Raw genomic sequence first — 13,437 nt, forward strand, 5'->3', positions numbered from 1 at the left:
GGACGTCACTTCCAGAAGAAGGTCCGCTGGTCGGGCATCACCAAGGAGAACATCGCCCGCGCCGTCGAGCGGAACGCCCGGATCGCGCTCGGCACCGACGCGGCGGTCTGCCCGCACGGCCAGAACCTGCTGGAACTCCGCTTCCTCGTGGACCTGGGCATGGACCCCATGGACGCGATCGTCGCCGGGACCCGCGTCTCCGCCGAACTCCTGGGCCTGGCCGACCGGTTGGGCACCCTGACCGTGGGCAAGACCGCCGACCTCGTCCTGTGCGACGGCGACCCGCTCAAGGACATCGGCGTGCTCGGCGACCCCGCCAACATCGTGTGTGTCGTCCAGGACGGCGTCGTACGCAAGGATCTGCTGCCGACGGCCGGGGCCCGCTGAGCGTCTCACCGTTGGAGGGCTGGCAGGCCCGAGGCGCCGACGGTCTCGATCAGGTCGGTGGGCAGGTCGTAGGAGCCGACGTGCTGGAGAAAGACATCGGTCACGCCGGAGGCGCGCAGATTGCGCAGCCGGTCCGTGATCCGGGTGGCCGTGCCGAAGAGGCAGAACTCCTCGGCGAAGCGGACGGCCGCCTCGTCGCTGATCCAGGCCGAGCAGATCTCCACGGCCGCGTCCCAGTCCTCGGCGTGCACGAGGTCCGGGTGGACGCCCTCGATCGTCGGGGGGACGTCCACGTCGATGCCGGCGAGGGCGAGGAAGGACGCGCCGCCGTTCTGGGCGATCGAGGCGCAGATCGGTTTGATCAGGCGGGCGTCGGCCTCGATGTCGTCGGTCACCTCGCAGAACGCGGACACGGTCACCGGGAGGGCCGCGGCGCTCCGGCCGGCCGCCTCGGCGCCTTCCCGCACCTTGGCGGTGGCGGCGGCCAGGGTCCGGGGTGAGACTCCGCTGAGCAGGATGACCCCGTCGGCGATCTCACCGGCGAGCCGCAGGTTGCGCGGCCCGCTCGCCGCCAGGTGCAGCGGTACGGACGGCTGGGGATCGCGGAGCCGGGAGGTGACCTTGCCCTCGAAGTCCCACGCGCGCCCGTCCAGCAGGGCCCGCAGCATGCTCAGCCCCTCGCGCAGCGCCGCCGAGCCGGTCTGCGGCAGACCGACGGGGGCGACGGAACTGTTGCCCACGCCGAGGCCGAGGGTGAACCGGCCGGGCGCGAGTTCGGCGACACTGCGGGCGGCCGACGCGACGACGGACGGATGCCGGGTCGCCAGGTTGGTGACGGCGGTGCCGAGGCCGATCCGCTCGGTGGCGAAGGCCGCGGCGGTGAGGGTGGTGAACACGTCCCGCCACAGCAACTGCGAGTCCGGGAACCACACTTGGTCGAAGCCGAGATCCTCGGCCCGGCGCGCGGTCCCGGCCACCCGGTCCGCCCGGTCGCAGGGCGGGACACGCACGCCGATCCGCAGCGGTTCCTCGTCGACGCCCACCGGATCGACGCCCACCGATATGTCGCAGTTCATGAAAAGGACCCTAGGGACGAGCGAGAGGCCGCCGAATAGCGGCGGTCCGCTCAGCGAGCCGCTGCCGGATTCAGTGCCGACGCCATTCAGTGCCGACTCTGCTGAATCCGATGACGAGGATCGGTTGGACGCGTGCGGCGGGCGCGGGCAGAGTGGGCCGGGTGAACCACATCGCAGATCCGGGGCGCTACGACAGCACGATGCGCTACCGCCGCACGGGCCGCTCGGGGCTCGACCTGCCGCTCCTGTCGCTGGGCTACTGGCACAACTTCGGTGACGACCGCGCCTTCGAGACCCAGCGTGAGATCGCGTTGCGCGCCTTCGACCTCGGCATCACCCACCACGACCTGGCGAACAACTACGGCCCGCCCTACGGCGCCGCCGAGTCCAACTTCGGCCGGCTGCTGAAGCAGGACCTCGCGCCGTACCGGGACGAGCTGGTCGTCTCCACCAAGGCCGGCTGGGACATGTGGCCGGGCCCCTACGGCCAGGGCGGCGGCTCCCGCAAGTACGTCCTGGCCTCGCTCGACCAGTCCCTCAAGCGCACCGGCCTCGACTACGTGGACATCTTCTACTCCCACCGCCTCGACGCCGGCACCCCGCTCGAAGAGACCATGGGCGCGCTGGACACCGCCGTCCGCCAGGGCAAGGCGCTCTACGTCGGCATCTCCTCCTACGACGCCGAGCGCTCCCGTGAGGCCGCCGCGATCCTGCGCGAGCTGGGCACACCGCTGCTCATCCACCAGCCGTCGTACAGCATGCTCAACCGGTGGATAGAGCACGACGGACTGCTCGACGCCGCGCGGGACGAGGGCTTCGGGGTCATCGGGTTCACCGCGCTGGCGCAGGGGCTGCTGACCGGCCGGTACCTGGACGGCATCCCGGAGGGGTCGCGGGCCGCGCAGGGCACGTCGTTCGACGCGGGCTGGCTGACCGAGGACATGGTGCGCCGGCTGCGCGCGCTCAACGACATCGCGGCCAAGCGCGGTCAGACCCTGGCGCAGATGGCGCTCGCCTGGGCGCTGCGCGACGAGCGGGTCACCTCGCTGGTCATCGGTGCCTCGCGCCCGGAGCAGCTCGAACAGAACGTGGCCGCGCTGGACAACCTCGACTTCAGCGCCGATGAGCTGGCCGACATCGACTCGTACGCCGTCGACGGCGGGGTGGACCTGTGGCAGGACGCGCGGACTGGGAAACTCGGCTGAGTTCCGAGGTGCCGCCGGGCGCCTCGGAGGACGCAGCGGAGGCGTGGAGTACATGACAGTTGACGGCTCGGTGGAGAGCACGGACGGCACCGTCGGCGGCGAGGGGACCGTCCCGACCACGCAGGCGGTGCTGGAGACCCTGACTCCCAGCGCGACCTTCCTCGTCGTCACCGTGGAGCCGGGCGGCGAGGAGGCGGTGCGCCAACTCCTCGGCGATCTGGGCGGGTTGATCCGTTCCATCGGGTTCCGCGCGCCGGACGGCCGCCTCAGTTGCGTGACCGGTGTCGGATCGGAGGCGTGGGACCGGCTGTTCGACGGGCCGCGCCCCGCCGAGCTGCACCCGTTCCGCGAACTCACCGGCGCCCGGCACACCGCCGTCTCCACCCCCGGCGACCTGCTGTTCCACATCAAGGCCGTACGGGCCGACCTGTGCTTCGAGCTGGTCACCGAGATCATGGGCCGGCTGGGCGGCGCGGTCGCCGTGCGCGACGAGGTGTCCGGGTTCCAGTACTTCGACGTACGCGATCTGCTGGGCTTCGTCGACGGCACCGAGAACCCCGTCGGGGAGACGGCACGCCAGGCGGTGGTGATCGGCGGCGAGGACCCGGAGTTCGCGGGCGGCAGCTATGTGATCGTGCAGAAGTACGTCCACGACATGGCGGCCTGGAACGCGCTGACGGTCGAGCAGCAGGAACGGGCCGTCGGACGCTCGAAGTTGACCAACATGGAGATGGACGACGACGTCAAACCGGCCGACTCGCACATCGCCCTCAACGTCATCACCGGCCCGGACGGCACCGAGCGGAAGATCCTGCGCGACAACATGCCCTTCGGCAGCGCGGCACAGGGCGAGTTCGGCACCTACTTCATCGGGTACGCCCGCACGCCCTCGGTCACCGAGCAGATGCTGCGCAACATGTTCCTGGGCACCGACTCCGCGTCCCACGACCGCATCCTGGACTTCTCCACGGCCGTCACCGGGAGTCTCTTCTTCGTCCCCTCGGCGGACTTCCTCGACGACCTGCCCGCCGCCCCCGCTCCCCGGGACGAGCAACTTAAGTGAACGGTTAACCAGCCGTTGACACCCCCGTCCGCCGGGCGCCCAATGAGGCCCGGACACGGCGCTCGGCCGACCGGCCAACTGCCGTGCAGGACAGGGGGATTGCGGTATGCAGGTTCCCGCTCCGTTCGAGTACCAGCGGGTCGGCAGCGTCGGCGAGGCGGTCGCGCTGCTCGACCGGCTTGGCGACACGGCACGGCTGGTGGCCGGCGGGCACAGTCTGATCCCGATGATGAAGTTGCGGTTGGCCAACTTCGAGTACCTGATCGACATCAACGACCTGCACGACGAGCTGGGTTACGTCCGTGTCGAACCCGGACTGATCCGCATCGGCGCGATGACCCGGCACCGCGAACTGCTGGAGTCGGACGAACTGGCCGCCGCCTTCCCGGTGTTCCGTGACGCCGAGCGCGTCATCGCCGACCCCGTGGTTCGCAACCGGGGCACGCTCGGCGGCTCCCTGTGCCAGGCCGACCCGTCCGAGGACCTCTCCGCGGTGTGCACCACGCTCGACGCCAGTTGCGTGATCCAGGGCGTGGACGGCCAACGGGTGGTCTCCATGGAGGACTTCCACCGGGGACCGTACGAGACCGCCGTCGGCGACGCCGAGATCCTCACCGAGGTCCGCTTCCCGGTCCGCCCGAACGGGTCCAGCGCGTACGAGAAGGTCGAACGGCGGGCCGGTGACTGGGCGGTGGTCTCCGCCGGTGCCGCGGTGTGGCTGGACGACGACGGACTGATCGCCGACGCCCGGGTGGGTCTCGCCGCCGTGGGACCGAACACGGCGGGCATCCCCGGTATCGCCGACGCCCTGCGCGGCCGGCGCCCGACCGAGGAACTGTACGGACAGGCCGGGGACATCGCCGCCGAGGCCTCCTCTCCCGTGACCGACCGGCGCGGCAGCGCCGAGTACAAGCGCCATCTGGCAAGGGAGTTGACCGTGCGCGTGCTGCGCCGGTCGGTGGCCCGCATCGACGGACAGGAGGTGTGATCGTGCAGGTGAGCATGACCGTGAACGGCGAAGAGGTCACCCGGGAGATAGAGGGGCGGCTGCTGCTGGTCCACTTCCTGCGCGACCACCTCCGGCTCACCGGCACCCACTGGGGGTGCGACACCAGCAACTGCGGTACGTGCGTGGTGTGGTTGGACGGCGAACCGGTCAAGTCCTGCACCGTGCTCGCCGCGATGGCGGGCGGACACGAGGTGCGCACCGTGGAGGGGCTCGAACAGAACGGTGAACTCGACCCGGTACAGCGCGGGTTCGTCGAATGCCACGGCCTCCAGTGCGGCTTCTGCACCCCCGGCATGATGATGACGGCACGTGCTCTCCTGGACCGCAACCCCGACCCCTCCGACACGGAGATCCGGGAGGCGATCTCCGGGCAGATCTGCCGCTGCACCGGTTACGCGACCATCGTCCGCTCGGTCCGGTGGGCGGCGGCCGAGGAGGCAGGCACTCGAACTTCCTTGGAAACACAGGCCACTTCGGCTACAACTACAACTACAGCTTCGGCTTCGGGGAGCGCGTCATGACCGCCGTCTCCGAGAACGGCCATCGCACCGCCTTCGTCGACAACGACAAGAAGCCCTGCGGCCACGGCCGGATGCTCCGCAAGGAGGACCCGCGCTTCGTCCGCGGCAAGGGCCGCTACGTCGACGACCTGGACCTCCCCGGCATGCTCCATCTGGCCATCCTGCGCTCGCCGTTCGCACACGCCCGCGTCCTCTCCGTCGACACCACGCTCGCCGAGGCCCACCCGAAGGTCCGCCTGGTCGTGACCGGGGCGATGCTCGCCGAGAAGGGCCTGGCGTGGATGCCGACCCTCTCGAACGACGTGCAGGCGGTCCTGGCCACCGACAAGGTCCGCTTCCAGGGCCAGGAGGTCGCCTTCGTCGTGGCGGAGGACCGCTACGCGGCGCGGGACGCACTGGAGTTGATCGACGTCGAGTACGAGCCGCTGGACCCGGTGATCGACGTCCGCACCGCCCTCTCCCCCGACGCACCCGTCATCCGCGACGACCTGGAGGGCAAGGCCGACAACCACTGCTTCGACTGGGAGACCGGCGACGAGGCCGAGACCGAGGCCGTGTTCGCCCGCGCGGACGTGGTGGTCACCGAGGACATCGTCTACCCGCGTGTGCACCCGGCGCCGATGGAGACGTGCGGCGCGGTCGCGGACTTCGACCAGGTCGACGGACGCCTCACCCTCTGGTCCACCACCCAGGCCCCGCACGCCCACCGCACCCTCTACGCGATCGTCGCCGGGCTGCCGGAGCACAAGATCCGGGTGATCTCCCCCGACATCGGCGGCGGCTTCGGCAACAAGGTGCCGATCTACCCGGGTTACGTGTGCGCGATCGTCGGTTCACTCCTCACCGGCAAGCCGGTGAAGTGGATGGAGGACCGCGCCGAGAACCTCATCAGCACCGGCTTCGCCCGCGACTACGTGATGCGCGGCGAGATCGCGGCCACCCGCGACGGCCGCATCCTCGCCGTCCGCACCCAAGTCCTCGCCGACCACGGCGCGTTCAACGGCACGGCCGCACCCGTGAAGTACCCGGCCGGCTTCTTCGGCGTCTTCACCGGCAGCTACGACATCGAGGCCGCCCACTGCAAGATGACCGCCGTCTACACCAACAAGGCCCCCGGCGGGGTCGCGTACGCCTGCTCGTTCCGCATCACCGAGGCCGTCTACCTGATCGAGCGGATCGTCGACTGTCTCGCCTACGAACTCGCCATGGACCCGGTCGAGTTGAGGATGAAGAACTTCATCCGCCCCGAACAGTTCCCCTTCCGCACCAAGACGGGCTGGGTCTACGACTCCGGCAACTACGCGCCCACCATGGAACTGGCCATGGAACTCGCCGGCTACGACGCGCTGCGCGTCGAGCAGGCCGAGAAGCGGGCCCGCGGTGAACTCATGGGCATCGGCGTCTCGTTCTTCACCGAGGCGGTCGGCGCGGGCCCCCGCAAGGACATGGACATCCTCGGCCTCGGCATGGCCGACGGCTGCGAACTCCGGGTGCATCCGACCGGGAAGGCGGTCGTACGGCTCTCGGTGCAGTCGCAGGGGCAGGGGCACGAGACGACGTTCGCGCAGATCGTCGCCGAGGAACTCGGCATCCCACCACAGGACATCGACGTGGTGCACGGCGACACCGACCAGACCCCGTTCGGCCTGGGCACCTACGGCAGCCGGTCCACTCCCGTCTCGGGCGCCGCCGCCGCGCTGGTCGCCCGCAAGGTGCGGGACAAGGCCCGGCTGATCGCCTCCGGGATGCTGGAGGTGTCGGTCGCCGACCTGGAGTGGGAGAAGGGCTCCTTCCATGTCGCGGGCGACCCGGAGGCCTCGGTCACCATCCAGGCCATCGCGATGCGGGCGCACGGCGCGGGCGACCTCCCCGAGGGCGTGGAGGGCGGGTTGGAGGCGCAGATCTGCTACAACCCGGAGAACCTCACCTACCCGCACGGCGCCTACATCTGCGTCGTCGACATCGACCCGGGCACGGCGAAGGTGACCGTCCGCCGCTTCGTCGCGGTCGACGACTGCGGCACCCGCATCAACCCGATGATCATCGAGGGGCAGGTACACGGCGGGCTCACCGACGGCGTCGGTATGGCGCTCATGGAGATGATCTCCTTCGACGAGGACGGCAACTGCCTCAGCGGCTCGCTGATGGACTACCTGATCCCCACCTCGCTCGAAGTCCCGGACTGGGAAACGGGGTTCACCGTCACGCCCTCCCCGCACCACCCCATCGGCGCCAAGGGGGTCGGCGAGTCCGCGACGGTCGGCTCGCCGCCCGCGATCGTCAACGCGGTGGTCGACGCCCTGAAGCCGTACGGCATCCGGCACGCGGACATGCCGCTCACACCCTCCCGGGTGTGGGAGGCGATGCAGGGCCGACCGACTCCGCCGATCTGAAGGTGGTCGTGATGACCGGCAAGTTGAGTGCCCGCGCGCTCGAACTCACCGAGCGGCGCGTGCCGTTCGTCCACGCGCGCGTGGTCCGCGCCCAGGCGCCCGCCTCGGCGCACCCGGGCGACGAGGCCATCGTCCACGGCGACGGCACCATCGACGGTTTCGTCGGCGGCCAGTGCGCCGAGGGCTCGGTCCGTACGGCCGCGCTCGGCGCCCTGCACGACGGCGGACCCCTGCTGCTGCGCGTACTGCCGCAGGGGGACGCCGAGTTCCCCGAGACACCCGGGGCACGGGTGGTCATCAACCCCTGCCTGTCCGGCGGCGCGTTGGAGATCTTCCTGGAGCCGGTGCTGCCGCCGCCGCTGATCGAGATCGTCGGCACCACCCCCGTGGCGGAGGCATGCGTAGCCTTCGCCGCCCAGCTCGGGTACGCCACGGCCCGCTCGCTGCCCGAAGGACCGCCCAGCGAGCACACCACCGCCGTGATCGTGGCCGGGCAGGGCCGGGGCGACGCGGAGTCCCTGCGGGCCGCTCTCGACGCGGGGGTCGGCCACATCGCGCTGGTCGCCAGCCACCGCCGTGCCGCCGCCCTGCTCGACGAACTCGGCCTGACGGAGGCGGAACGAGCCCGCGTCCAGGCTCCGGCCGGGCTCGACATCGGCGCCCGTACGCCACCCGAGATCGCGTTGTCGATCCTCGCGGACGTGGTGCGGGTCGTCCATGCGGCGAAGGCCCCCGTGCCCGAGCGGCCTTCCCAGGTCGTCGACCCGGTGTGCGGGATGACCGTCACCGTGCGCCCGGAAACACCCCATCTGGCCACCGGGGAGGGCGAGTTCTGGTTCTGTGGGACAGGCTGCCGGGACCGCTGGTCCGCGAGCGGGCGAGCCACCGGGTGAGCGGACTCTTCACGGACGCCGACGACGTACGGCGGCGGCTCGGCGAGGTCGGCCACCTCGTCGACGACGGCACGGCGACCGCTCTTCTCCTCGCCACCCTGCTCGACCGGCCGCTCCTCCTGGAGGGCGAGCCGGGCGTGGGCAAGACCAGTGCCGCGAAGGCCCTCGCGAAGGCCCTGGGCACCCCGCTGATCCGGCTCCAGTGTTACGAGGGGCTGACGGCGGGCGAGGCGCTGTACGAGTGGAACTACCAGCGTCAACTGCTCGCCGTCCGGCTCACCGAGGCGCACGGGCGGGAGTTGTCCGACGCCGACCTGTTCAGCGAGGAGTTCCTGCTCGACCGGCCCCTGTTGCGGGCCGTACGCCATCAAGGCCCGCTGCCACCCGTGCTGTTGATCGACGAGATCGACCGGGCCGACGACGAGTTCGAGGCGCTGCTCTTCGAGTTTCTGGGCGAACGGTCCATCACGGTCCCGGAGTTGGGCACCTTCACCGCCGTACGGCCGCCCGTCGTGGTGCTCACCTCCAACCGCAGCCGGGAACTCCACGACGCGCTGCGCAGGCGCTGTCTCTACCACTGGATCGACTTCCCCACGCCCGAACGCACGGCGGAGATCCTGCGCCGTACGGTACCGGCCGCGAACGCGCCGCTGATCGCGTCCACGACCGAATTCATCGGCCGGGTGCGGGAGTTGGACCTCGACAAGGCGCCCGGCATGGCGGAGGCCATCGACTGGGTCTCCGCCCTCGCGGCCCTGCGGGTCGCGCGGCTGGCCCGGGACGACATCGTCCGCACGCTCAGCACGGTCGCCAAGAGCCCCGACGACCGCATCGCCGTCGTCGGGGCCCTCGACGCGCTCGGCTATCCCGAAGAAGCGAGGAGACCATGAAGATCGACAACGAGTTCAGCGTCGGTGTGCCGGTCGAGCGGGCGTGGCAGGCGCTCACCGATCTGGAGGCCCTCGCCCCGTGCATGCCCGGCGCCGAACTCACCGGTGTCGACGGTGACATCCACCGGGGCAAGGTCAGGGTCAAAGTCGGGCCCATGGTCAGCCAGTTCGCGGGAACGGCACGCTTCGTGGAACGGGACGAGGCCGCCCATCACGCCGTGATCAGCGCGGCCGGCAAGGACATGCGCGGGGGCGGCAACGCGTCCGCGACGGTCGACGCCCGGCTGCGCGGCGAGGGCACGGGCACGGTCGTGACGGTCAGCACGGACCTCAACATCAGCGGCAGACTGGCCCAGTTCGGCAGCGGCATGATCAAGGAGATCTCGGAGAAGCTGTTCGCGCAGTTCGTGGCGAACGTGGAGACGCAGTTGCTGGCGACGCGGGAGCAACCGGAGGAAGAACCGGAAACGGAGGTCGAGGCGGTACCGGAAGCGGAGGTGAAACCGGTACCGGAGACGGTCCCGACCTCCGTGGCCCCGCCGGCGCCGGCCGAGCCGCTGGACCTGATGCGGGTGGCCGGCGCCTCGGTGTACAAGCGGCTGATCCCCGTCGTCGTCGGGGCCGTCGTCGTCGCCGTGGTGGTCTACCTACTGCTCCGATGACACCAACTGGCCCGCTGCTGCCCGCAGTCGACCGGTCCGCCTTCGCCACCGCGCTGGCCACCCGGCTCAGGGAACACGGCGTGCCGGTGGGCCCGACCGCCGCCCGGGACTTCGTGCTCGCGCTGGCAGCGGTCCCTCCCAGGACACGGACGTCGCTGTACTGGACGGCCCGCGTCACTCTCGTACGCGACCATCCCCAACTGGCCCGCTTCGACGAGGTCTTCGACGCGGTGTTCGGGCAGTCCGTCCTCGCCCTCGACCCGAACGCACGCCGCAACGGGCACGGCGCGGGGGCCGACGGCCAGGACTCCGGGGGCACCGACGCTCACGGCGGTGACCCCGTCGGCGGTTCTGGGGTGCCATGGGTGACCCTCCCGCCCGTCGTGGCCACCGCCGACCACCATGCGGACCGCCCCCTCACCGTGCCCGAGCGCCTGCCGAGCGATCTGGCGGCAGCGGTGGACACACCGTTCGCTGAACTGGACCCGGATCAGGCCGAGTTGCTCGGCCGCTGGTTGGAGACGCGACTGCGCGAATGGCCCGTGCGCCGCACCCGGCGCCTCACCGTGCGGACGGGCGGTCATCGGGTGGCGATCCGGGAGACGGTGGCGCAGGCCCGGCGCACCGGCTGGGAGCCCGTACGGCTGGTCCGGGCGGGCCCGGTGGACCGGCCGCGCCGCGTCGTGGTGCTGTGCGACGTGAGCCGCTCGATGCAGGCACAGGCGGTGGCGTATCTGTACCTGATGCGGGCGCTAGCACTGACGACCCGTGCCGAGGTCTTCGCGTTCGCAACATCACTGACCCGGCTGACACCGATACTCGCGCACCACTCGGCACAGGAGGCTCTCGACGAGGCGACCGCCCGGGTCACCGACCGCTTCGGCGGCACCCGCATCGCCCACTCCCTGGGCACCCTCCTCGCCTCGCACCACGGCGGCACCCTGCGCGGCGCGCTCGTACTGATCGCCTCGGACGGCTGGGACGGCGACCCACCCCATCACCTGTCCACAGCCATGGCCAGACTCCACCGCCGCGCCCACACGGTGATCTGGCTCAACCCCCGCGCCGCAGCCCCCGGTTTCGCACCCCGCACGACGACGATGGCGGCGGCCCTGCCGTACATCGACCTGCTCCTACCGGCGGACACCTTCGGCGCGCTGCTACGGGTGCCGGGTGAGATGGCAAGACTCGGGGGGCCGCGCGGAGCGCGCCTCCCAGGGGCGCGGGGAACTGCGCGACCAGCCCCCACCGGCCCGCACAAAAACGACTACAGCCCCATCGGAGCCCTCAACTCCACAACGTCACATGAATCGCAGGCCGAAACCGCCCCGCAGTAACCCCCGCCCCACGCAGCATCGCCTGCGTAGCCCGAGGCGTAGTAACAAACCGCCGCAACTCCGCCGCAGCAACCGCCGCTTCACGATCGGGAAGGGTGAGCAGATTCCAGGAGCCACGCGCAGGAAGCTGAGGACCGGCAAGCTGACGGAGGTCACCCTCGGCGAGGTCTTTCGTCACGGCGAAGGCGACCGCCAGAGCAACTCCCTTGCCCCGCTTGGCCTCATCGACAGACGCGGCATGACTCTGAAAGATCCGCTGGTTGTGTTCCGGGATACCCAGCCGCCGCAGCACAGACGGCACCATCCCCGTCCGCCCGACCGCGGAAGGCCCCAACAACCAGGTCTGCCCCCGCAGTTCGGCCGCACCCGCACTCACCCCGGCCCCGGTCGCGAGCGGATGATCGGGCCCCACGACAGCGATGACCTGGTAGTTGAGGAAGTGCGTGCAGGTCATCGCGTCGTCGAGGGTGGCGGGGCGCGGGCCGATCGCCACGTCGACGGAGCGGTTGAGCAGCAGGGAGGCGAAGTTCTGCGGGCTGTGCACGCTCAGTTCGACGTCGAGGTCGTCCGCGCGCCCCGCGAACAGTTCGATCAGCCCGGGCGCCGCATGCTCGGCGAACAGACTCGACGCGGCGACACGCAGCAACCTCCGTCCGGAACCGGCCTGTCGGACTTCGAGGATCGTCCGGTCCTGGAGTCCCAGCAGCTCGGCGGCCCGGCTGGCCAGCCGCAGCCCGCCGGGCGTGAACGCGAGCCCGTTGGCCGTACGGGCGAACAGCTTGTCGCCGAGTTCCCTGCGCAGATGCGCGATGTGGATCGACACGGCCGACTCGGTCACCGCGAGATCGGCCGCGGCGGCCTTCACGGAACCGAGGCGGACAGTGGCGGCGAAGGCCCGTAACTGTGCCGGGGTCAACCAGAACCTCCCGCACTCACCACGGGTGCCCATTCACCTGTGCCGTGGACCTCAAATTAGCGCACCTGTTCGCCGAGGGCCATGGTCGCGCCGAGAGGTACCGGAACACAGGAAAAGCACAGACAGGAGAGTTCAGCGGTGCGCCAAAGTTCGTACACCGCGAGGGTGTTGACGTGCACACACCGGCCTGCAAAGGTCTGGACCTGGCGCAGCCAGTAGCGCCCCCACCGCCAGGAACTGGAGCCAGCGTGCCTGATCTGACACCCCCCACCGACAGCCCGGCGAGAGCCCCGAAGTCCCGCCGCCGGCGCCTGCGCCGCTCGGCCGTCGTCACCGTCCTCGGCGCGCTCGGCCTCGTGATCGGGCAGGCGACGGCCGCCCAGGCCAACGTGCTCACCCTGCTCCCGCAGAACGCCGACGGTTTCGACCAGACCTTCTCCCCGGCCTACGACTACGACGGCGACGGCTGCTACGCCACGGCCGCCATCGGTCTGGACGGCACCATCAACCCCGGGCTCAAGCTCGGCGGCGACGTCAACGGGCACTGCCACGACATGGCCCAGCTGAACAACGCCAACACGTACTCCCGCACCAAGTGCAACAACGACTGGTGCGCGATCATGTACGCCAGCTACTTCGAGAAGGACCAGGTCACGCTGGGTCCGGCGGCGATCGGTCACACCCACGACTGGGAGCACGTCGTGGTGTGGGTCAAGGACAACACGGCCCAGTACGTGTCGGTGTCGCAGCACTCCGCGTACCAGGTGTCGGCGGCCTCGGGGGTGCGCTTCGACGGCACACACCCCAAGATCGTCTACCACAAGGACGGCATCGGCTCGCACGACTTCCGCTTCGCCAACACCAACGACGAGCCCGCCGAGAACGCCACCGGCAACTGGTTCTACCCGCGTCTGGTGGGCTGGAACGGCTACCCGGCCGGTCTCAAGGACAAGCTCCTGGCCGCGGACTTCGGCTCGGCGACACTGAAGATCCGGGACAGCGACTTCAACTACGCCCTGTCCATCGCGGAGCCGTCCGGCATCTCGTTCGACCCGAACGCGTGATGCCGGCCCGGCCTCTGAACC

Annotated in this window: 12 protein-coding genes and 1 pseudogene; 11 read left to right on the forward strand and 2 right to left on the reverse strand. The window is 70.4% G+C overall.

Annotated elements, in window-relative coordinates; genetic code table 11:
- Window positions 1-6: 6 nt before the first annotated feature.
- A pseudogene (locus ACIRRY_RS29065) lies at window positions 7-387 on the forward strand (amidohydrolase family protein); the annotation flags it as partial.
- Window positions 388-392: 5 nt separating this feature from the next.
- Here the strand turns inward: ACIRRY_RS29065 and ACIRRY_RS29070 are convergent.
- Window positions 393-1,463 (reverse strand): LLM class flavin-dependent oxidoreductase, encoded by a 1,071-nt coding sequence (locus ACIRRY_RS29070; protein ID WP_403977991.1) that lies wholly within the window; start codon window positions 1,461-1,463, stop codon window positions 393-395.
- Between the two features lie 161 nt (window positions 1,464-1,624).
- Between ACIRRY_RS29070 and mgrA the strand changes: the two genes are divergently transcribed.
- The 9 genes from mgrA (at window position 1,625) to ACIRRY_RS29115 (ending at window position 11,436) form a co-directional block, all read left to right on the forward strand.
- Window positions 1,625-2,668: an L-glyceraldehyde 3-phosphate reductase gene (gene mgrA / locus ACIRRY_RS29075; RefSeq protein ID WP_403977994.1), complete on the forward strand. Its 1,044-nt coding sequence runs from the start codon at window positions 1,625-1,627 to the stop codon at window positions 2,666-2,668.
- A gap of 52 nt (window positions 2,669-2,720) precedes the next feature.
- Window positions 2,721-3,731 (forward strand): Dyp-type peroxidase, encoded by a 1,011-nt coding sequence (locus ACIRRY_RS29080; protein ID WP_403977997.1) that lies wholly within the window; start codon window positions 2,721-2,723, stop codon window positions 3,729-3,731.
- A gap of 106 nt (window positions 3,732-3,837) precedes the next feature.
- Window positions 3,838-4,719: an FAD binding domain-containing protein gene (locus tag ACIRRY_RS29085; protein ID WP_403977999.1), complete on the forward strand. Its 882-nt coding sequence runs from the start codon at window positions 3,838-3,840 to the stop codon at window positions 4,717-4,719.
- A 2-nt stretch (window positions 4,720-4,721) separates the two neighbouring features.
- On the forward strand, window positions 4,722-5,261 hold the full coding sequence (locus ACIRRY_RS29090; RefSeq protein WP_403978001.1) for a (2Fe-2S)-binding protein: 540 nt from the start codon (window positions 4,722-4,724) through the stop codon (window positions 5,259-5,261).
- The gene (locus tag ACIRRY_RS29095; RefSeq protein WP_403978004.1) at window positions 5,258-7,654 is read left to right on the forward strand and encodes an aerobic carbon-monoxide dehydrogenase large subunit; all 2,397 of its coding nucleotides are present in this window, start codon (window positions 5,258-5,260) and stop codon (window positions 7,652-7,654) included. Before ACIRRY_RS29090 ends, ACIRRY_RS29095 begins: the two co-directional genes overlap by 4 nt.
- Complete coding sequence (locus ACIRRY_RS29100; protein WP_403978007.1) at window positions 7,615-8,547, forward strand: XdhC family protein; 933 nt, start codon at window positions 7,615-7,617, stop codon at window positions 8,545-8,547. Before ACIRRY_RS29095 ends, ACIRRY_RS29100 begins: the two co-directional genes overlap by 40 nt.
- Window positions 8,544-9,437, forward strand: a complete 894-nt coding sequence (locus ACIRRY_RS29105; RefSeq protein ID WP_403978009.1) for an AAA family ATPase — start codon at window positions 8,544-8,546, stop codon at window positions 9,435-9,437. The genes ACIRRY_RS29100 and ACIRRY_RS29105 overlap by 4 nt, the downstream gene beginning before the upstream one ends.
- Complete coding sequence (locus ACIRRY_RS29110) at window positions 9,434-10,099, forward strand: SRPBCC family protein (protein ID WP_403978012.1); 666 nt, start codon at window positions 9,434-9,436, stop codon at window positions 10,097-10,099. Before ACIRRY_RS29105 ends, ACIRRY_RS29110 begins: the two co-directional genes overlap by 4 nt.
- Window positions 10,096-11,436 (forward strand): VWA domain-containing protein, encoded by a 1,341-nt coding sequence (locus ACIRRY_RS29115; protein WP_403978015.1) that lies wholly within the window; start codon window positions 10,096-10,098, stop codon window positions 11,434-11,436. Before ACIRRY_RS29110 ends, ACIRRY_RS29115 begins: the two co-directional genes overlap by 4 nt.
- Here the strand turns inward: ACIRRY_RS29115 and ACIRRY_RS29120 are convergent.
- On the reverse strand, window positions 11,387-12,352 hold the full coding sequence (locus tag ACIRRY_RS29120) for a LysR family transcriptional regulator (RefSeq protein ID WP_403978018.1): 966 nt from the start codon (window positions 12,350-12,352) through the stop codon (window positions 11,387-11,389). The two genes, ACIRRY_RS29115 and ACIRRY_RS29120, sit on opposite strands and share 50 nt — an antisense overlap.
- A 248-nt stretch (window positions 12,353-12,600) precedes the next feature.
- On the opposite strand from ACIRRY_RS29120, the gene ACIRRY_RS29125 reads away from it, so the two are divergent.
- Complete coding sequence (locus tag ACIRRY_RS29125; protein ID WP_403978021.1) at window positions 12,601-13,416, forward strand: NPP1 family protein; 816 nt, start codon at window positions 12,601-12,603, stop codon at window positions 13,414-13,416.
- Window positions 13,417-13,437 lie beyond the last annotated feature (21 nt).

This window comes from Streptomyces sp. NPDC101776 (assembly GCF_044766845.1).
GTDB lineage: Bacteria > Actinomycetota > Actinomycetes > Streptomycetales > Streptomycetaceae > Streptomyces.